Source organism: Metabacillus malikii (genome assembly GCF_030813355.1).
Classification (GTDB): domain Bacteria; phylum Bacillota; class Bacilli; order Bacillales; family Bacillaceae; genus Metabacillus; species Metabacillus malikii.
Map to the genome: position 1 here is coordinate 31,032 of NZ_JAUSUD010000006.1, position 19,965 is coordinate 50,996.

Annotated in this window: 19 protein-coding genes; 3 read left to right on the forward strand and 16 right to left on the reverse strand. The window is 35.2% G+C overall.

Features of this window, described 5'->3' with window-relative positions; all coding sequences use genetic code 11:
• Positions 1–63: 63 nt before the first annotated feature.
• From ricA to J2S19_RS07915, 11 genes are all read right to left on the reverse strand, one after another.
• The gene (gene ricA / locus J2S19_RS07865; protein WP_307339711.1) at positions 64–498 is read right to left on the reverse strand and encodes a regulatory iron-sulfur-containing complex subunit RicA; all 435 of its coding nucleotides are present in this window, start codon (positions 496–498) and stop codon (positions 64–66) included.
• Positions 499–2,055: a tRNA (N6-isopentenyl adenosine(37)-C2)-methylthiotransferase MiaB gene (gene miaB, locus J2S19_RS07870; protein WP_307339715.1), complete on the reverse strand. Its 1,557-nt coding sequence runs from the start codon at positions 2,053–2,055 to the stop codon at positions 499–501.
• 291 nt (positions 2,056–2,346) lie between these two features.
• The gene (locus J2S19_RS07875) at positions 2,347–3,237 is read right to left on the reverse strand and encodes a DNA adenine methylase (RefSeq protein ID WP_370875096.1); all 891 of its coding nucleotides are present in this window, start codon (positions 3,235–3,237) and stop codon (positions 2,347–2,349) included.
• A 258-nt stretch (positions 3,238–3,495) separates the two neighbouring features.
• Complete coding sequence (locus tag J2S19_RS07880) at positions 3,496–4,815, reverse strand: YheC/YheD family endospore coat-associated protein (RefSeq protein WP_307339718.1); 1,320 nt, start codon at positions 4,813–4,815, stop codon at positions 3,496–3,498.
• A gap of 157 nt (positions 4,816–4,972) precedes the next feature.
• Positions 4,973–5,590 carry an SCO family protein gene (locus J2S19_RS07885; RefSeq protein ID WP_307339721.1) on the reverse strand — a complete coding sequence of 206 codons (618 nt, stop codon included), beginning with the start codon at positions 5,588–5,590 and terminating at the stop codon, positions 4,973–4,975.
• 4 nt (positions 5,591–5,594) lie between these two features.
• Complete coding sequence (locus J2S19_RS07890) at positions 5,595–9,263, reverse strand: multicopper oxidase domain-containing protein (RefSeq protein WP_307339725.1); 3,669 nt, start codon at positions 9,261–9,263, stop codon at positions 5,595–5,597.
• A gap of 14 nt (positions 9,264–9,277) precedes the next feature.
• Entirely contained in the window at positions 9,278–9,595 is a 318-nt protein-coding gene (locus tag J2S19_RS07895; RefSeq protein WP_307339728.1) for a hypothetical protein, read from the reverse strand.
• A gap of 26 nt (positions 9,596–9,621) precedes the next feature.
• Positions 9,622–10,038: a hypothetical protein gene (locus tag J2S19_RS07900; RefSeq protein ID WP_307339730.1), complete on the reverse strand. Its 417-nt coding sequence runs from the start codon at positions 10,036–10,038 to the stop codon at positions 9,622–9,624.
• Positions 10,039–10,098: 60 nt separating this feature from the next.
• The gene (locus tag J2S19_RS07905; protein WP_307339733.1) at positions 10,099–10,875 is read right to left on the reverse strand and encodes a hypothetical protein; all 777 of its coding nucleotides are present in this window, start codon (positions 10,873–10,875) and stop codon (positions 10,099–10,101) included.
• Positions 10,876–10,886: 11 nt separating this feature from the next.
• Complete coding sequence (locus tag J2S19_RS07910) at positions 10,887–11,351, reverse strand: hypothetical protein (RefSeq protein ID WP_307339736.1); 465 nt, start codon at positions 11,349–11,351, stop codon at positions 10,887–10,889.
• Positions 11,352–11,395: 44 nt separating this feature from the next.
• Complete coding sequence (locus J2S19_RS07915; RefSeq protein ID WP_307339739.1) at positions 11,396–11,815, reverse strand: hypothetical protein; 420 nt, start codon at positions 11,813–11,815, stop codon at positions 11,396–11,398.
• Positions 11,816–12,125: 310 nt separating this feature from the next.
• On the opposite strand from J2S19_RS07915, the gene J2S19_RS07920 reads away from it, so the two are divergent.
• Positions 12,126–12,902, forward strand: a complete 777-nt coding sequence (locus J2S19_RS07920; RefSeq protein ID WP_307339742.1) for a hypothetical protein — start codon at positions 12,126–12,128, stop codon at positions 12,900–12,902.
• Between the two features lie 79 nt (positions 12,903–12,981).
• On the opposite strand, the gene J2S19_RS07925 is transcribed toward J2S19_RS07920, so the two are convergent.
• The 3 genes from J2S19_RS07925 to J2S19_RS07935 all read right to left on the reverse strand — a co-directional run bounded on the left by J2S19_RS07925 (position 12,982) and on the right by J2S19_RS07935 (position 16,399).
• Positions 12,982–13,551: a hypothetical protein gene (locus J2S19_RS07925; protein ID WP_307339746.1), complete on the reverse strand. Its 570-nt coding sequence runs from the start codon at positions 13,549–13,551 to the stop codon at positions 12,982–12,984.
• A 209-nt stretch (positions 13,552–13,760) separates the two neighbouring features.
• Positions 13,761–15,911, reverse strand: coding sequence for a DNA topoisomerase III (locus J2S19_RS07930; RefSeq protein ID WP_307339749.1), 2,151 nt, complete (start codon positions 15,909–15,911; stop codon positions 13,761–13,763).
• Between the two features lie 191 nt (positions 15,912–16,102).
• Positions 16,103–16,399 carry a Ger(x)C family spore germination C-terminal domain-containing protein gene (locus tag J2S19_RS07935; RefSeq protein WP_307340140.1) on the reverse strand — a complete coding sequence of 99 codons (297 nt, stop codon included), beginning with the start codon at positions 16,397–16,399 and terminating at the stop codon, positions 16,103–16,105.
• Between the two features lie 217 nt (positions 16,400–16,616).
• On the opposite strand from J2S19_RS07935, the gene J2S19_RS07940 reads away from it, so the two are divergent.
• Entirely contained in the window at positions 16,617–17,267 is a 651-nt protein-coding gene (locus J2S19_RS07940; RefSeq protein WP_307339752.1) for a spore coat protein, read from the forward strand.
• A gap of 114 nt (positions 17,268–17,381) precedes the next feature.
• Here the strand turns inward: J2S19_RS07940 and J2S19_RS07945 are convergent, their stop codons facing one another.
• On the reverse strand, positions 17,382–18,122 hold the full coding sequence (locus J2S19_RS07945; protein WP_307339755.1) for a cytochrome c oxidase assembly protein: 741 nt from the start codon (positions 18,120–18,122) through the stop codon (positions 17,382–17,384).
• Positions 18,122–18,586 (reverse strand): DUF2243 domain-containing protein, encoded by a 465-nt coding sequence (locus J2S19_RS07950; protein WP_307340142.1) that lies wholly within the window; start codon positions 18,584–18,586, stop codon positions 18,122–18,124. The genes J2S19_RS07945 and J2S19_RS07950 overlap by 1 nt, the downstream gene beginning before the upstream one ends.
• Positions 18,587–18,883: 297 nt before the next feature.
• Between J2S19_RS07950 and asnA the strand changes: the two genes are divergently transcribed.
• A complete protein-coding gene (asnA, locus tag J2S19_RS07955; protein ID WP_307339758.1) occupies positions 18,884–19,897 on the forward strand; it encodes an aspartate--ammonia ligase in 1,014 nt (337 codons plus the stop codon).
• Positions 19,898–19,965 lie beyond the last annotated feature (68 nt).

The following is a 19,965-nucleotide window of genomic DNA, read 5'->3' on the forward strand; positions in this document are numbered from 1 at the left end:
TAAATCGTTGCTATGATGCTGACAAATAAAAAAACGAAGAGAATATCCTCTTCGTTTTTTTATTTATGAACAACTGCTTCCTGATGAAGAACGAACTTTAGAGCCTGTTTCTCCAGCTAACAAATCCCCGCCCGTTGATGTAATGATTTCATTTGTTACTTTGTTCGAAATCGTATGAGATACTAATTGCAGTAAATCATTTACTTCGATTTGTGATTCTTGGAATTCTTGAATTATCGGTATATTATCAAGTTCATTTTGAATTTTATCAATTTTATCCTCAACTTGCTTTAAAGCTTCGTGTTTACCATAATGTTGGAAATTAACTGCCTGTTTTTGTAAACTTTTTATACTTGCGATCATTTCTCGTACTTTTTGATTTTCATTAATTTGTGCTTCTGCCCTTTTAAAGAAGTCGACTTCCTTTGATTCTGAGATCATCTGGGCTAACTCACGAGCTTTTGCAACGATTTCTTCCTTCGTATATATCTTCGTCATTTATATCACCTCAACCGCTTCCTCAACCATTTCACCATCAAGTGTCCAAGTTTTAGCTTTTATAATTTTCACCTTAACAATTTGTCCTACTGCAGATTTCGGTCCTCTAAAGTTAACTAGCTTACTTTTCTCAGTATACCCAGCTAAAACATCTGGATTGTTTTTGCTTTCTCCCTCTACGAGCACATTAACGATTTTCCCTTCATATTCTTTCAATTTTTTTGCAGAGATTTCGTTAACAAGTGCATTTAAACGTTGAAGTCGCTCTTTTTTAACTTCCATCGGAACATTATCTTTCATTTTTGCAGCTGGTGTTCCTTCACGTGGAGAATAGATAAATGTATAAGCACTATCAAATTCGACTTCACGGTACAATGACAATGTTTCTTCAAATTGTTCATCTGTCTCATTCGGGAAACCAACAATAATATCTGTAGTTAATGATGCATTAGGAATTGCTGTTTTAATTTTTTGAACAAGCTCTAAGTAGCGCTCTCTCGTATATTTACGAGCCATAATTTTAAGTACTTCTGAACTTCCTGATTGAACTGGAAGATGAATATGATCTAACAGGTTGCCACCTTTCGCAAGCACTTCGATTAAGCGATCATCAAAGTCGCGGGGATGACTCGTCGTAAAACGGATTCTCGGAATATCAATTTTATGAATTTCATCCATTAAATCGCCAAGACCATAATTCATGTCTTCAAAATCTTTTCCATAAGCATTTACGTTTTGGCCTAGTAACGTAATCTCTTTATATCCTTGCGCAGCTAATTGACGGACTTCATGGATAATTTCTTCCGGACGGCGGCTTCGTTCTTTCCCTCTTGTATAAGGAACGATGCAGTACGTACAAAATTTATCACAACCGTACATAATATTAACCCACGCCTTAATGTTCCCTTTACGTATTTTCGGAAGGTTTTCAATAACGTCCCCTTCTTTTGACCAAACTTCAATAACCATCTCTTTCGATAAATACGCTTCACTCAAAATATTTGGAAGACGGTGAATATTATGAGTACCAAAAATCATATCAACAAAAGGATGTACTTTTAAAATACGATTTACGACTGATTCTTCCTGTGACATACAACCACATACACCTAGTAACAAATCAGGCTTTTCCTTTTTCAAGGCTTTTAAATGACCCAATTCTCCAAATACTTTATTCTCTGCATTTTCACGAATTGCACATGTGTTCAGGAGAATGACATTAGCATCTTCTACACCGTCTGTTGGCTCATAGCCGAGTGCCATGAAAATACCAGCCATCACTTCTGTATCGTGTTCATTCATTTGACATCCGTACGTACGTATATAAAACTTACGTCCCTGGCCCATACCTTTAAATTGTTCAGGTATTTTAAAATCATTATGATATTGTACTTCTTCTTTACCACGCTTTTTAGCATCTTTTAAAGATGGAGGTTGATATGTTTTTTCAAAATATTTCGCGAAATCTGCCGACGTTTTTTCCGACACGGATTTTTTGTCCGCTGAATTGTCAGCCACTGTTACTTTTTGTGAATCTATACGTTGTTGTTCGTTCATGTTCTTGCTCCTTTCACTTTGAAAGAATCTTCGTTTTATGTTATCTTTCATTGTTGACGTACAACTAACCATTATATACGTTATTCATTAATCTAACAATAAAATATACTATTAAAAAGCTTATATTCATAAGTATGAAAGTAAACAGTAATGTTCATTAACAGAACTGCTTTTGCTTTACATGTTGAGTACGTTGCCGCTATACCACGCTAAATAGCTTAGTTCAGAAGGAAAGCAACCGACAACGACCACTTTGTTAACACCTACGAAAGTCAAAATTCATAATATCGATTAGTCTCTTGATTTAGGTACATAATTCATCACAAGGACTTCATCAATTTTTCCACGTTTTGAGGCAACAGAGTTAATACTTCGCGTAGCTCCAACAATCTCAATATGAAAGTCCTGATATAAATCCTTTATATAATCTGTAGCAGAATTACTCAAGAGAATGTGACAACCACGCTTGTCCAATTCAACAAATAAATCCCGGAGCCTTTCCTGTTCTGCTCTGCCAAATCCATCGAGACTATAACTAGTGAACGATGATGTTGTTGATACAGGATCGTAAGGCGGGTCAATGTAAACAAAGTCACCTTTTTTAGCAGTGATAACTGCTTTTTCAAAGTCTCCATTTAATATTTGTACATCGTTACTAGATAAATAGGCATGGACTGCACGAATGACATCTTCATTAATGATATTTGGATTTTTATATTTGCCAAAAGGTACATTAAATTGTCCTTTTTTATTCACTCTATAAAGACCATTAAAGCAGGTTTTATTTAAATAGATTAATCGTGATGCACGCTCTATTGTAGTTAACTTTTGATAGTCAGTTGTTCGATCTAAATCTCTTAGCTTGTAGAAATATTCACTATCATTTTGATGTTTTTTTAAGTCTATAATTAATTCTTCAATATGGTCTCTTATTGTAAGATAGGTGTTTACCAATTCGGAATTTATATCATTAATTATCGCTCGCTTTGGTTGTAGCTCAAACAACACTGCACCTGCACCGATAAATGGCTCAAAGTACGTTCCTTCAAAGTCTTCTGGTAGATATTTTCTTATTTCCGGAAGTAGCTGTCGTTTTCCACCAGCCCATTTTAAAAATGGCTGTGCTGTTCTATTTATCACAATCCGCTTGCCCCTCTCATGCCAAGTAAATCTAGTTAACATCTTATCGGTTTCAGCTATAAAAATCAAATCTATGTTATTACTAATTATTCTATTAAATTGTAACTCTTATAAAAGTCGTCTTGCTGCCATCTCGTTACTTGAACTAGGATAAGGGTGGTGATTTTCAACATGAAGAGATTATGAGGCTTCATCCACCCATATATTTATTCTTACCTGACTCAACACCGCCATAAATATACAAATTATTGCTGAGAAGCAATTTCTAATTTAACTTATGTTTTGTAATAATAAATGTGATTAAAAGCCGGCAAGGGATTTCGCATATTCAAAAGGTGTGGAATTCAGCTTATTAATTAATTCCTTTTCTTTAAGAACTTGTAAACTTTTTTTTCCATACATATTGTTTACTTCTAAAACCCATGGCTTATAATGCCCATCAATTATGACATCTAATGCAACATCACCATAATGACCTAATTTCTCATCCAATGTTTGACAAACATTTTTACAAATCTCAATTGATTTTTGCAATATGGCTTTTGCTTGCTCATCATCAACTTTATAAGCGATTTTTATTGCTTTTACTCCATCTGTAAGGTGTGCGATATGTTTTAAGTTTGTTATAATACTATCCTTTTGGGCTACTCGTCCGATAATACCTTGACAAACCCATTGTTGTTGATAATCTTTTTGTAAATAAAATCTAAAATCAAATTGTTTATCTCGATATACGGTTGGCACTGCCTGTTGAATCAAATACTTCTTTGATTCTAATAATTGATCAAGATATACATTTACATCATCTATTGACTTGCAAGTTATCTGGTCATTTTTAGCTTTCTTAATGACATATCCATTTGCTTCTTTTTTAACAACAAATATTCCATTGCCTTGCATCCCATAGACCGGCTTAAAATAGACAGAATCAAATAATTGTAGCATCTCCGCCAAATCCTCATAACTTTTATATAACTTTGTATAAGGCAGATATTCTCTCATTCGACTATCTATTGAGCAAACTTTCCATAAGTCATATTTACTAAATGAATTTGTATTAAATAATTTATTATTTGTTGCTTGTAATAAATTTGCTTGCTGCTCTTTCGGTATCCTAATTTTTTTAAAGACGACATCAGGATATGGAAAAATACCGAGGGTCCACTGTTTTTTATTTTCATTAAAATAATAACCTTTTACTATTTGCTTTTCTATATCAATGCTGTCGCTTGAACAAAATAGTAGTAATCCTCCGCAAAATATACTGTCATCGTACCTTTGTTTATATTGATTCAAACGTTTTTTCGTTAAATGACTAAAGCTCTTTTTAGCGATATATACCATGAAAGGTCCGATATGAAGGGTGTCGTCGACTAGTTTATATTCATAAGAAAAGGACTCAGGTATTTTAAACATAAGACCATCATGGATACTTATTTCATACTCCGCTAAATCATTATTTAATTCAATTATTAACCTATATGACCATAATCCAAATTTAACAATTAGTTCTTTCGTATTTATATTATGTTTTTGTAGAAACTTATTACTTAATTGGATTGTTTTCTGGTTATTTAAAAATCTGTTTATATTACTTTTATGGTATTTTATTTTTATCATGATTGCGCACCCCAAAGTATAGAATCTAATCCCTTTTTTATACTATGTAGGGGCTCATGTGAATGATTGTAAAGCGGCAACAATTGGGTGAATTGAAAAATGGAAGCCTATTATGCCGGATCCAATCTCATCTTACCGGGAGGCTTCCATTACGCTATTATTCACTTTTCACTAAATAATCGATATCTTTCATTATACTTTCTTTATCAATTGGCTTTTTCGTGTTAGCCATATCATAGATGGCACGTATTTGGTTTTTACTGTCAACTAAATACATGGTAATGGAATGGGAAAAGAAGTTATCATCTAGTCTTTGATATTGCATTTGGAATCTATTCGCAATTTGTTTTGTTTCGGCCTTCGTCCCTCTGAGCCACTTCCAGCCTTTTGGGTCTGCCTCAAAGCTTTTTGCATATTCTGTCAAAACTTGTTTACTATCGTGTTCCGGATCAAGTGTGATGGCAACAAGTTCAACATCTTTACCAAAAATCTCCTCTTTTTTGAAGTTGAACTGCAACTCTTTAAAATCGACCATTGTTAATGGACATACATCCGGGCAATTCGTATAAAAGAAGGAAATAAGCTTTACCTTGTCATTATTTAAATCATACTTATCGTCATGGACACTCTCCATTTGAAAAGGCTGAACAGTATCTAGGACTGGCAAACGGTCATACTTTGGCCATAACCAATAAATAATAATAAAGCTAATAACGCTTATTAGTATGAATAAAACAAACCTCACTCTTTTTGAATGATTTACATTTGAAAACATACGCCTATTCCTTATCTTTTATTTGGTTAAGTCTTGGCAAATGCTTCTGTTTTACTTTATGGACCCTCATAATTCCCCACATGCCCTGTTCAATATCCCAGCGGATGTTTCCAGATCTGTACATATAGTCACCAGGCAATCCTAAAAAGCTGCCTGCTCCATAAAATAAATTCAAATCTTTGGCATGCCCTAACACGATGTGGTCGTCAATCGATTTAATTTGTGAATTGATGTCCTTATCATCCGTTTTCCAATAGTGGCCATGGAGATGGAAAGTATGTGCTCTCCTTCGTTCAGATGGGTTTATTAACCGAAATGTTACCGGATCTTTCGGATATGCCTCAAAAACTGGTGTCGAAGGGTCGCCATGTACTTTTGAACTAAACAAATCTTTTAAGACTGGATGTTTACGTAAGCGATTAATAAGTCTTTCTGTACGGTAGTTAAAGCCGCGGGATCCATTGTCATACGTATCAACAAGATCTTCTAATTCTTCAGGATCTACTCCACCCAATATTCCATCGACTGGGTCAATGATGACACAACCTTGCTTATCTTCTAATCTCGCACCGTCAAACATGATTAACACGAACTCTCTCGTTGTCGGTAGGAATGGCTGCTTAATGATTACACTATCTTCTTTTTGCACTGACTTTAATGTTTTAGGGTGTAAGATTTGCGTACCTCTCGTCTCGGCAATAAATGCTCCAAATGTTCCTAATGACCTATGGTTCCGTATATCTGCCATATCCCATAAGCCACATGCACCTAAAGGTAAATCGACATACCATTTATATGTGATCGTTTCACCAGGTCCGACGGTTTGGTCTGGATTAAAGCCAACTGTTTCACCAGCAGATGACTTCACATCATATTGAATTAATTGTGGATGTAATGAAATCCGTACTGATGGCGGGTAAAATGCTTGTTCTTTTACTGGTGGATAAGGCCATATCCCATCTGGAAAAGGAAATTCATCAAATTCTAAGAAACTAGTAAGCTTAATTTCGACAACATCGCCTTGATTTGCTCTTAAGATTAGTGGAGTTGGTTTTTTCTTTCCATTAACAATATCGTCCATATCTTCCCTTAATGAGAAGACGATACCAAATGGGTCAACCTCACCCCACTTACTATATATAATCGGAATATGGAATGCGACAATATCAAACTTTTTAATCGGTGCGTTTGCAGGTGCATCAACATTGACAATTTGAGGTTTTTCTGGCGGCTTTCCGGTACAAACAGGCAATGGTTTAGTACGCTTAGGCGGGTTTGGTCTATCTGGTAACGGTATAAGAAAATCGACTTCTTGATCAAAGGCTCTAATCAAGCCCCATAGCCCATTCCATAAATCCTCTTCCGTCTCAAAGGTCCATAAATAATCCCCTGAATTTGGTACATCCATTTCAAATGTGAATGATTCAGAGATACCGATATGCTCCTGTGACGTAAATGCCGTTTCCACATCTGGACGTTCGTTTTTCCATCTCAAGCCATGAAGATTAAAGCTATGTGACTCTTCGTGAGCTCCTTGCAGTAATCGAATCCGGATTGGGTCTCCTTCATAGCATTTGAATACATTTGTTATCGGGTCTCCATTTACAAATGAACTGAATGTATATGCCGGGTCACAATCTTTCCCTAAACGAAATTGAAGTGGTTCATTTTTATAATTAACACCAAACAGTCCAGGGTCATCCTGTGAGCCTGGAAATTCAGGCGGCTGTAATGGACACCCATCTTTATCAAATAATAGTGTGAAGTCTTGCACCATAAGAACAAAGTCTCGATAATCCGGAATTAGTGGATGTGTGACGGTCACCTCTGTACCAGTTCGTACTTCTTCGCCTGTCTTAGAATCTAGAGTTCTAGAAAATCTGCCGTGGACAACACCTGAACCGAACACTCCATGTTGTTGATGATAATTTGCAAAGAGATGATCATGGAAAAACCATGCCTTTAATTCCACGTCTGCAAAATATTCATAGCGGATCGTTTCACCCGGTAGTACACTTGAGTCGTAGTTCCAGCCAACATTCGCACCATCACTAACTAACACGTCGAATTTGACAAAGTGGACGTGAAATGATGTCTCATACGTTCTCGTTACTAGCTGAAAAGCATCACCGCCAGCTATTTCCGGCAGGCGATTTGTAAAGTGTAATGATATACATGAACCTGCGTTAAAATGCAAAATTAATGGCTCTGGTTCTTTTTTTCCTGATAAAACATCTTCTAGGTCTTCATCAAGAACATAAATTCTTGCTTTCGGGTCATTCCAGCCTTCGCGATTATAAACGACCGGTAATTCGATTAGAGACACATGGAACTCCTCAACTACTGGATTTACTTCATTTAGACAAGGTTCCACAAAGACCGCACCTGGCCGGGCTGTTGGAACAGCTGCATTTCGTTCTAATTCAGTAAGTCCTCTTCCCCCAACAATTCCCAATGGCGGTCGAGGTGCTTTACAGCCAACCTTTCCTGGGATAAAGTTTGGAAATCCGGGACGTTCTTTCGTTGGCTTTGGCGGGCATGGTCTATCAGGTAAAGGTTGTAATGCTTTAATAGGAACACCATTCGGATAGCACTGACTTCCATCTTGAAGCGTATCAAAAACTCGATTTATCGCCCACATTCCAACGCCAAAATGCGGGTATAAGTGACAGTGTATAATCGCATCACCAATTGCACCTTGGAGTGAACCTAAACCATATAGCGGTTCAACCGTATACCATGTCTGGGGACTTATCGCTTGTGAGTCAAAAACTGCTGAATCAGTATTCTGCGGATCTCTGAACCATGTATGAACATGATAATGAAAGACATGGGTTTCTTTTACACCACCATGAACTAAGCGAAACTTTGCAGGATCTCCTCGATAGCCGCGGAATATTGGTGTCGCAGGGTCACCAAATACCCAGGAATCATGGTGAACCTCTTCACCATCACATTCTGGACATACGACACCCTCTTCAATGAGCCTTACGCGATTTTGGACAGGCTCATAGCGATAGTTTATTGCGTGTGTCGATTCCCTCTCCTGATTTGTGACGGGATCAAGCGGGCGATTACCTGTTATATCCCTAGTCGGCATTTCATCATGGAAGATAAATGCATATTCACGGAATGATGGCGAGAATGGGTGATGTATATCAGCAAATTGACCACTGTTAATCGGTCCTCCTGTTTCAGGATCTGTCCACCAAGAGCCCCGCTTCTGCACGAAAATACATCCAAATAATCCATTTATATTCGTTCCATCATCACTGCTATCAGGATTACCTAAATCTGAAAAAAAGCAAACCCCTTCATGATGAACTTCTATTTCGTATCTTATTTTTTCACCAGGTTTTGCTAACGTATTTGGGTTAAACCCTACATTCGCTCCATCTGAGTCTAACACATTGTAATCTGCCTCCTGAAAGTGCATTCCTGTTGCGTAATGAATCTTGTTTTCAAATAATATATGAACAGTATCTCCTACGTTTGCACGGATACATAAGGGCTGTACTAAGTCTACTGGTGTAAAAGGGTTTTTCTTGACCTGTTCTTTTACTTTATCTTCATTTTCTTTTAAAACATACATCATGCCATCATCATTGTAATCACCAAAGTGATTCAATACAATCCGGATCGGAATCGCTACAACATGATAAAACCGTTTCATCCTACAGCCCTCCTTTAGTACAAGTCATCTCTAAGTTCCGGAATACGAGGCATGCCCTTTTGTTCAATATAAAAGACTTCAATTTGATGAATATGAATGTACCATTTTCGTTCCTCTAATTCTGCAATTGTCGTTGTATTTACATCAAGAACAACATTGTCACCGACAACTTCAATAATTCTTCCAATAAAAACAAATGGATAGGAAGGGGTTAGTATGAATACCTTTTTACCAACTGATACTTCAAATGCTCTAATTAATGCTTCATCATGAATATCATTATTACTAGGAAGTTGGATTTCTAATTCTCTAATATCTTTAATATCATTCATCTTGTATGCCTCCTTGTAAAGGTAATTTAAGTAAGTGGAATTCTATCATCACAATCAAAGTTAGGTGTAAAGTGGGCTATTTTTTCAAGTGGAATACTAAGTGGCGTCGGAAATTCAAAAAATGGTGCATTAATCATTTTAATTTGTACAGGAAATAGTGTTACATGACTAAAGGTCACATCAAAAATCGTGCCACAAAAAATCGGACGAAACGCTTGCCCAAATAGGTTTAATTGGTCTGATTCTGTCACGACTAAAATACTATCACCCTTTAAATCTAATAATGTATTAACGAATTCATCATCGATTTCATTAATCTTAATCTTTGTTTGAATCACAACTTCATTATTATTCTTTTTTGGATTGTCTTTTACATGTTGTTGCTCATCCGCTTCTTCCTGTACGTGACGCTTCACTTTCTTATTTTCTTTCCGGTTCACCATATGTAACCCTCCCATAGAAGATAATTGAGTCTAAATCACAATTTAACAATTTCCGATTGTTTATTTTCTAATAGACTGATAAACATGTCGAAGGATATTAATGAATCGAATTGTTTCAATATAGTAGATATCTTGCAACATAACAGTCTCTCTCTTGTTAAATACCGATAATGTTACCATACCAGCCTCTAATTGATGTAACTTGCCGATTTTTCTATCATGTTCATTTGTATGAATAATAAGCCAAGTATCTTCCCATGCTAATAAATTTGTTTGTAACGACTCCTCGTAAAATTGTTGTTTTAATATATCTCGTTTCGATACAATTTGACCGAACTGTGTTAACAGCTTTTTTCTTAACTGATTATCATATAAATAATGTTGATGAGTGTTTGAATAATTTGGTATTCCAAACGGGATATTTGCGGATGTTATCACATCGTATTTTATCCAAATACGATCTCTCAAATTTGTAAGCATCACAAAGTCACGGCCAATTGTACTAACTTTTCCTTCTTTATAAATGACTTCTTTCCCACATTTAAAATAAATTTCTACTTGTTGATTTCTTTTCGATTTAAAAAACTTCCGATATTTTAATATTTTTCCTCTTTGTTCATCCCGTTTTGATATGTTGAAAATATTAGCTCTGTCGATGTATTCCATTAACAATCTCGTCTCTTCAGTTGATGTACCTGATGTTGGGGATGTTAATCCTTGACCACGTTGTAAATTCAACTCATTGATAACATCTATTTTTATTTCTTCTTGTGCCTTCTTTTTAAGTAAAAGTTCGCGGTATTCTTTCAGTCGAATTTTTTCGTTTTGCAATGACACCTTCCCCTCTCTCAAACTCTTAGAGAAAAAATGAGTAAACCAATCGTAAGAATGACTAAACAAAAGCCAAACAAACTAAATAGATAAACATTTTGTTCTATGCTAGCTGAAAAAGCAGCAGGTAAACTGCATAGTGCCGGGTTAAGAATGACCATTCCGAGCATGTTTCCAGTCACTGAACCAACTACACCATGAAAAAAACCTGATAATAATGCTTGGTATTTTACTAAACTGCCAATTATCCCCCCTACTAAACCGCAAATTAGCATTGTAATTGCTGCGGTCATAAACGTCTCATCATTACTAATAAAAGCGATTAACATTGAAGACTGAAAGCTAATAATGGACGAAGAAACCATTGCTATATTCATCCCATATCTATCATTAAATAATTTACTTTTTTTCTTGAAAATAATATAAGTGACTATGCCTACTACTCCATTCAATACAAGCATACAAATAAGAAAAATGTTCATATGCACCACCCCTTCTATTTACTAGGTGGAAAGTATCTCATGTGTTACGTTTTTTTGGCTCCGAATAAGAGAAGGATGAAGGAGATTAGAAAAATGAATTCAATCAGGATAAGAAATAAAGTATTATTACTCGCAACTGCACCGATCATTGGTGCCATTAACCCCATCATTAGTCCATTCAAATAACCTGTTAATAAAGTTTGATAGTCAAATAGTCCACCGAATAACGCACCAACAAACATCCCTAATAGCGTTGACAAAATCGTAATGAAAACAAATTGTAACGGAAATTGATAAATTAATATAACTCCAGTAACGATGGCAAAAGATCCACCAGCAAGATTTGCTATATTCATGCCTAATTGAAATCCGATAAGCTTTCGAATCTTAAATAAATAGAGGTACGTCATGGTTATCAACAAAATGTTTCCATATAAAATTAGGCCTAGATTCGCATTACCCATCACACCACCTCATTGTTTACTCTAAACTTCCAAAAATATTATCGGCAATCACTTTCCATAATTATGTAAATGTTGCTTGGCATTATTCTTCTTTTATTAGTAATAAAATAAATAAATGTGAATTTTCCAGTGATTTGAATTGTGTTTGAAAGCACTAAGTAGTGCTGAAACAGGATAGTAGTACCAATCCAGTAGATAGATTGACCTATATATATAAAAGAAAATGATAAAAAAATCTAATAAAGCCCAAACAATAGAGGGCGAATACCATATATTAGGGTGTGCGGATATTTTGAAGGGAGGTAATGAATTGACTAACCTCGTGTATACTGGGCTTAACAACCATAGTTTTCGTTGTCAAGAATGTCATCAAGTAAATAATGATGATTTATTTTGTACGCCATATTGTTGTCCCGAAAGAAAAAATACGCTTGCGTTTCCTTCTCCAAATAGTTCTTTTCCGTTAGAGGAGTTAGAAGAGATTGAGAAATGCATTCAGTTAGCCAACCAGCTGCTATTGACACTAGCGTTAAGTGGAGAAGGAGAAGAAGAAGATTTACGTGCTATACAGGAGAACTTGCGTAAATTAAGAGGTAAGTTTGTAGATGTACATGTAAATTGCGAAGAAAAACAATTAATACGTAAAGGAACTATCCTCGATGCTGGACGAAACTTTCTCATTCTAGAATCGACTGTAGGAAATACTGTCATGATTCCATTTGAAAATCTCCTAACAGTGACAAGAAAAAAGGATGCTAAACTCCGTGACGATGACCAGGAACTTTTACAAATTGGTACATGTTTAAGAAGAAACTTAACATTAAATTTTAGTGAAGTCGTAGCAAAAAGTCCTTATTTACTCAATTTATTTTTTGGAATAGAATTAAGCCTTTTATTAGAAAGCTATGTTGGCTGCTTTGTATATGTAAAGGCAGCTGACGAAAGAATGGAAATTGATGGAATATTAATGAATGTAAATGAAAGAAGAGTTGAAGTCTTGAAAGATGAGGAATTGATCGGAATTGATTTTGACGAGTTTTGCTATATAGAAATTGAGAATGTAGAATTAGCTGCCTTAGTTAAATAGTTCATTAAATTTATAGGTATTTCTCCCCGCCTAATTAGTGTTAAATGGTGGGGTTTCCCTTACGAGTAGTTGCGACTTGTTAATCGTTAATATCAAGCAGAACTTTACAGCCTTTATGCCTACTTAATTCGAATTGTACATTGTCTGTTAACCCAGCAAGTCTTAGCTCGACACGCTTATCACAAAATGGAATTGCATGATCACAAAAACAAATGAAATCCTTATGATGATGGTCATTTTTACAATCACAACAATTTGGGCAATGATGATGTTCCTGACAGTGCCCACATCTGTTTTTTCTATGACAATCTCTATCCCGACAATGCTCACATCGGTTTTGTTTATAATGGTCTCTATTCCGACAGTTATCATCACGTTTATGTTGGACACAGTAACATTGATTGCTATTGTGATGACATCTTGAGTGTTTATCGCGGCAACGGTTATCTTTCCAAATTACCTTTTTAATGTTTTTCGTGAATACTGTTATCACTCGATTGTGATCATCAATGATATTGACAAAATCACGACCTACATCTTTAACAACTCCTTCAAGTTGATTGGTGCGTTTCTTATTGTATAGATTTCTTACCATTGTTGGACCGATACTCACTTCGTCTTGATACCTTTTCATTTGCTGTTTTTTCATTAGAATCCTCCTTTTATTCATAACTAGTACATCCTATGTAATAGTTTTAAAGAAGGTTTCATGCTATGACCTACTGTGGATGATATTCTCCCGAATATGGTTGATATTTGTATAATTCTATATTTTCATAGATTCTAAACAGTGGACAATTTGGTTTGTATGAAACCAAATTGTCCATAAGCAATACTTTCATACGATTATTGAATAGTTTAATTAGAATTAGTAAATAAAAATTCTATTTTATTATTCTTCCATTCTAAAATTGCATCAAATGAACGCTCGCCTTTCTTAAACCCCTTTACCATATCAGTTTGCCCTTCAGTTAATAATTTTTTTATATTAGCTTGTGTGATTTTTTTCCCAAGTATTTTCTTAGAAATAGTGAAAGAACATTTCGATGTCTTATAGTTTGTACAACCGTAAAACTCACCTTTATCAACAACATCTCCAGAGCAAAGCTTACATTTGCCTAACTTCTTACCGATTGTGTATTTAGATTTTGTACGCTGAATTGAATCAATTTCAATTCCTTCAAATTGCCATGATGATGCATGTTCAATCGCATCTGCGACAATTTTTGCAGATAACTTTTTCGTCAGCTCCATAAAATGACCTGCTGAAGCCCGACCATCTCCAATTTCCGCTAATCGTTGCTCCCATTTTGCTGTCATTTCTGCAGAAGCTAATATATGATCTCCAACAGCTTCAATTAACACTTTTCCTTTGTCTGTTGCATATACTTGATTTTTTTTAATATCTATATATTTTCGCTCTTTTAACATTGTGATAATTCCTGCTCTAGTTGCCTCAGTACCTAATCCTTCTACTTGACTTAGTATTTTTTCCAGTTCATCATTATCTAGATGCTTACCGGCGGTTTTCATTAACGTAATTAATTGGCCTTCCGTATATCGTTTAGGAGGCTGTGTTTTTCCTTCCTTAATATCGACTTTATGAACATGTCCAACCTCATCCTTATTCACATTAGGGAGCAATTCATCTTTCTCTTTTTCATTTTGGAAAATGACCTTGCGCCAACCTTCCTGAATTTGTTGTTTCCCCTTTGTGATAAACTCTGCTCGTCCATCAACTAATGTAATAAGTGTCGAATAATCATAAATCGCTTTATCATAGTGAGCAGCTATTAATCTACGAATAATTAAGTCATATATCTTTTGCTCGTCTTGAGATAAACGGAACGGATCAACAACTTGCTCTGTCGGGATAATCGCATAATGGTCAGTAACTTTCTTTTCATTCACATAACGAGTATTTTGTAATATTGATTGTTTTGGAGTTGGAAATAAATCTTTGTATTGCTCAAAGGAACCAAGTCTAGTCAGAATACCTGGAAATAGTTCAGCCTCTCCCTTTGTCACATAAGTAGAATCTGAACGCGGATATGAAATAATTCCTTTTTGATATAAGCTTTGCGCTATGTCCAACGTTTTCTTTGGTGAGAACTTAAATGCTTTATTCGCTGTTGCTTGTAGTGCTGATAAGTTAAATAATAAAGGGGGTTGATATTCTTTACGTTCTGTCTCAATTTCCTTTATTAGTGCAGACTTTTCTTTACAAAACTCAGCTATTTTCAAGGCAAGTTCTTGTTTAGTAACCCGAGTCTGTTGGTCGTTATGCCACTTTCCTTTGTATGTTTTCCCATTTACTTTAAATGTTGCGATGATTTCCCAAAATGGTTCTGGTTTAAAAGCTTCAATTTCTTTTTCTCTTTGGACAATTAATGCAAGTGTCGGTGTTTGAACACGTCCAGCGGAGAATACATCGTTCATACCTTTTTCCTTTAGTAGTAAGGTATAAACTCGTGAGGCATTCATCCCTACTAACCAATCCGCACATGCGCGGGAATATGCTTCAAAATATAAATTTTTTGTTTGCTCATCATCTAGTAATTTTTGAAATCCATCATAGATTGCTGCCTTCGTTAACGAGGATATCCATAAACGCTTTAATGGTTTCTTCACCCCAGCTAATGCAATAATATTACGGATTATGAGTTCCCCTTCACGGCCTGCATCACCTGCATGGATTACTTCAGTAACTTGATTTTGATGAAGCAAAGTTTTAATCGTCTGAAATTGTTTTGCTTTTGATTTCGTTACTTCATATTTAAACTTATCCGGAATGATTGGTAACATCGTTAATGACCACTTTTTCCATTCCTGCCTGTATACTTCAGGTGGACATAATTGTGTTAAATGTCCGATCGCCCAAGTAAAATAAGCTCCATTCGGAAATAGTTCATTCGCCTTTACTTCAAAGTAACCATCTCTTTTCACTCTCTGAAAACTAGCACAGAGTGTTGAAGCCTGATCTGGCTTTTCTGCAATAATTAGTTTCATCTCTATCACCTTACTAACAACTTTGTAGCCATTCAGCTACTGATTTAGTTTACTCTATTTTTGTTCAGAAGCAAAATAGTAAAACATGAAATGTATAGGATGAATGAAAACTTAGATTTATAATGAATAGAAAACCGAAAGTAATTGGTAGGAGCCGTTAGGTTTTATATTTATGCTATAAATGACATTTGTTATTCAATAACACCTGTCGAGCGAATTGTTGTTTTAACATTTACTGTAAATTCCACATCTTGATACATGTTTGACCATTTCTTATATTCATGGTCATTATCGAAGCTTCTCGCCCGGTATCTTAGACCAAATCCAAACGGGTCTAAATTATTGTCTCTCAATTTATTTAAGAGACTTTTTAATCTCTTTGCTGATACTTCTTCAGCTATTTTCGCATACTCGCTAATTTCTTCTTGCTTAACCTTTTGTTTTGCTTCTTCTATTACACCATCAAATTCAAGAGAATAATTTATTATCGGCCTAGTAGGTAGAAACTGCTAAAATTAGCATGCTTTACAATCCTTTAGATAAAAGAAAACAATTCATTTCTCTATATCTACTTAGTTACCCTTAATAAGTTTAGTGAAATACCTCAATCATTTAGAAAAGAGCAAGAGCATAAAATATAGATTTCAGTTGACACTATATTTGGGTTTGAAAAGCCTAATGTAAATGAAATTGGAGGAATTAAATATGAGAATGGCTGCACATGAACTATTAGAAACGTCTGAAGCATTACGAACAAAAGCTGCTGAAATTGAACAACATGGTTTGTTTGCAAACCAGTGTCAAGACCAGAACTTAAAGTCAATCTTGAAAAAGCATCAACAACAAATGATTACGGCTTATCAGCAAGGGATTAATCTTCTCCAAGGTAAAGGAGGGCAAGTTACACATACTCATCCTGATTTTAATGCCTATCACGAAAATTTCGGTATGCAACAAAGCACTATGGCACCACCGAATCCTAATAATCGCACCCTTTCTGACCAATCAATAAGTACGCTAGCTTTAAACGCACACAAGACTGGTTCTGTTTATAGTATGGTGTGGGCTAATGAATGTGTTGATCCACAAATTCGCTCATATCATGTCAATGGAGCAATTTTGTGTCAAGAGATGGCGTATGAAATATGGCAATGGATGAATCATAACGGTTATTATTCTCCTCCGACTTTCCATGAAACACAGATAAATCAAATAACAAATGCTTTCCAACCAATAGGTAATATGAGCACAATAAATTCAATGAATTCTATCAATTCTATGAATAGCGCAAATTCTATGAACGCTATGAATCCATTGCAAATGAATAGTCCTAATCCTATGAGAACATATTCTTAAATTTCATGGTGGCTAAAATGGTACAGACTCTTCGAATAACCATCGGATATCTTTATTTCTATTCGTGTATGGTTAAGGAGTCCTACCTTTTTTAGCCACTCTTTTCTTATCCAATTAAATAATAGCAGCAGCTTTTTTCCTTGATGTCTGGTACCACTGATGGCACAGTATAAAAATAATAATGAAATCGATAAAATCTCCCCCATAATACATTAAGTATCCACCAAGCTCAGCTTCAGCTCTAGCCACACCTGCTGGAGGATTGGCATAGATATATTTAGATAGAATACCATGCCCTGTTAAAGCGATGATGAGGACTGTCGAGCGAAAAGTGAAACTATACCGATGTGATAGCGGTTCAATATAAATCATCGACAATGTAAAAAGATAGCCTGCAAAAAAGACATGTAAATGGATAAGAAAATTAAACAACATGTTTTGATGTGTTAGTGCATATAGGTTTGTTGTGTACAAGATCCATAGTACGCCAATGTTATTTAGTAATGTAAAAATAGGGTGCAGAAATATTTTACTAGGCCTGCTTTTCAATAACTTCATTAGCAATCTTGCCTTGTTTACGTTTAACGTTCTTAATATCAATGTCATCGGCGCCGAGAGGATAAATAATAGAGGAGCTAGCATACCAATAAGTAAATGGATGAGCATATGTGTTGAGAAGGGAACATGACCATGACTAAAGTTTGCTAAAGGAAAGACTGAAGCGATACATATCAATGCTAAAAACCAATAAAAGATTCTCCCCTTAGGCCAATCTTTGAATTTTTGATTTGTTATATGTACAGCCCAGATGTAACTATACATCGCTAGTAAAAACAAGATTACCAAACTTGTCATCATCTACCCTCCATCTTCGTGATTCTAAGATAAGTGCGTACTATGGTGCCTCCAACGATAATGAATAGTATCGCAGCAGCATTCCAGACGATATCATACATAAAAATATCCACATGATAACGAATTTGATGTATTCTCATTATTTTATGTTGAATTATTCCATCATACAGTTGAAATATACCTACTCCTAATAATATTGACCCCCACCAAATTGACTGCAAAAACTGTTTTTCTTGGCGGAGGATAGCCATCATGTATAACGAATAAACAGTAGCAAACCAGCTAAATGCATGAAAAAAACCATCTGAAATGAGCCCTATCGTTGTTATTGATTTATCGTAAAAATGATGCCAATGCAGGAGCTGATGAAAGACTGCTTCATCAAAAAAAGCTACAAATCCAACTCCTAATAAAAAACCAGACCAAAAGTTTCGGTAATGAACAGACTTACTAGCGTCTTTCATGTTTATTTTACTCTTCAACTTCAACACCCTTTCAATCAATTTTAGAATGATATTAATATGTTTTCTCTTGGTAATCATCTTTGTAAAACTTCAAGGAGTGTCACAACAAGAATCGCAATGCTCAATTTTCATCATAAATAATACTTGCTTAATATACCTAAAACAATCCGATATTTATGAAAATTCATTAATGTAACATCTAGCGATTTTTTTCATATTGTATTTTAGTCTACTACCTATTTTTGCACATGGGAACTGCCTCCCAGTTCGAAACTAAATTATTATGGAGGATGAGTAATGTCACAAATTGTATCCATACCAAAAGGTTACCAATCAAAGTTAAATTTAATGCATACAGAAATAGCCATTAAAGAATTAAAGGATTTTTTTGAAGATAAGCTAGCAGAAAATCTAAACTTAATTAAAGTGTCTGCACCGTTACTTTTGCTTGAAGGGACAGGAATAAATGATAACCTTAATGGTGTTGAACGAATTGTTAATTTTGACGCGTTAGATATAGATGAAAAAAAAGTTGAGATTGTACAATCATTGGCAAAGTGGAAGCGTTCTGCACTAGCCAGATATGGTTTTACAATCGGCGAAGGCTTATATACAAATATGAATGCAATCCGAAGAGATGAAACATTAGACAATCTACATTCTATGTTTGTTGACCAGTGGGATTGGGAAAAAGTAATCTCAAAAGGGAACCGAACAATCGAAACATTAAAAGATGAAGTTCAAAAAATTTACTTAGCTATTAAACAAACTGAACAATATATGTTTGAATTCCATCCACTTTTAGAACCTACATTACCAGAAAATATCCACTTTGTTACAACTCAAGAGCTCGAACAAACGCATCCACATTTTACACCAAAGCAACGGGAGGATTATGTTTGTAAAGAGTACGGAGCTGTGTTCTTAATGGAGATAGGGGGAACTATGGAATCAGGTGAAATACATGATGGCCGTTCCCCAGATTATGATGATTGGTCATTAAATGGAGACATTATCGTTTGGAGCCCTATTTTAGAAAGATCCATCGAGCTTTCCTCTATGGGGATTCGGGTGGATAGAGACACACTAATAAAGCAATTAAAATTATCTAATCACGAGGAACGGTTGAGCTTGAATTACCATCAATCTATTATAAATAATGAACTTCCCTTTACAATTGGTGGCGGAATCGGTCAATCTAGACTTTGTATGTTTCTTTTAAAAAAGGCTCATATCGGTGAAGTTCAAGCATCGGTATGGAATGAAAAAATGTATGAACATTGTAAAGAAAATAATATTACACTATTGTAAAAACTCTCATTTACTAAAATAATTATTAATCTATGCACAAAAACGAGGATGCCTAATAGGTCTGTAAT

What these genes read in the sequence shown, in the direction of transcription:
- ricA (WP_307339711.1), bottom strand. Translation starts at nt 498, where the DNA reads ATGACGAAGATATATACGAAGGAAGAAATCGTTGCAAAAGCTCGTGAG.
- miaB (WP_307339715.1), bottom strand. Translation starts at nt 2,055, where the DNA reads ATGAACGAACAACAACGTATAGATTCACAAAAAGTAACAGTGGCTGAC.
- J2S19_RS07875 (WP_370875096.1), bottom strand. Translation starts at nt 3,237, where the DNA reads ATGTTAACTAGATTTACTTGGCATGAGAGGGGCAAGCGGATTGTGATA.
- J2S19_RS07880 (WP_307339718.1), bottom strand. Translation starts at nt 4,815, where the DNA reads ATGATAAAAATAAAATACCATAAAAGTAATATAAACAGATTTTTAAAT.
- J2S19_RS07885 (WP_307339721.1), bottom strand. Translation starts at nt 5,590, where the DNA reads ATGTTTTCAAATGTAAATCATTCAAAAAGAGTGAGGTTTGTTTTATTC.
- J2S19_RS07890 (WP_307339725.1), bottom strand. Translation starts at nt 9,263, where the DNA reads ATGAAACGGTTTTATCATGTTGTAGCGATTCCGATCCGGATTGTATTG.
- J2S19_RS07895 (WP_307339728.1), bottom strand. Translation starts at nt 9,595, where the DNA reads ATGAATGATATTAAAGATATTAGAGAATTAGAAATCCAACTTCCTAGT.
- J2S19_RS07900 (WP_307339730.1), bottom strand. Translation starts at nt 10,038, where the DNA reads ATGGTGAACCGGAAAGAAAATAAGAAAGTGAAGCGTCACGTACAGGAA.
- J2S19_RS07910 (WP_307339736.1), bottom strand. Translation starts at nt 11,351, where the DNA reads ATGAACATTTTTCTTATTTGTATGCTTGTATTGAATGGAGTAGTAGGC.
- J2S19_RS07915 (WP_307339739.1), bottom strand. Translation starts at nt 11,815, where the DNA reads ATGGGTAATGCGAATCTAGGCCTAATTTTATATGGAAACATTTTGTTG.
- J2S19_RS07925 (WP_307339746.1), bottom strand. Translation starts at nt 13,551, where the DNA reads ATGAAAAAACAGCAAATGAAAAGGTATCAAGACGAAGTGAGTATCGGT.
- J2S19_RS07930 (WP_307339749.1), bottom strand. Translation starts at nt 15,911, where the DNA reads ATGAAACTAATTATTGCAGAAAAGCCAGATCAGGCTTCAACACTCTGT.
- J2S19_RS07940 (WP_307339752.1), top strand. Translation starts at nt 16,617, where the DNA reads ATGAGAATGGCTGCACATGAACTATTAGAAACGTCTGAAGCATTACGA.
- J2S19_RS07945 (WP_307339755.1), bottom strand. Translation starts at nt 18,122, where the DNA reads ATGACAAGTTTGGTAATCTTGTTTTTACTAGCGATGTATAGTTACATC.
- J2S19_RS07950 (WP_307340142.1), bottom strand. Translation starts at nt 18,586, where the DNA reads ATGAAAGACGCTAGTAAGTCTGTTCATTACCGAAACTTTTGGTCTGGT.
- asnA (WP_307339758.1), top strand. Translation starts at nt 18,884, where the DNA reads ATGTCACAAATTGTATCCATACCAAAAGGTTACCAATCAAAGTTAAAT.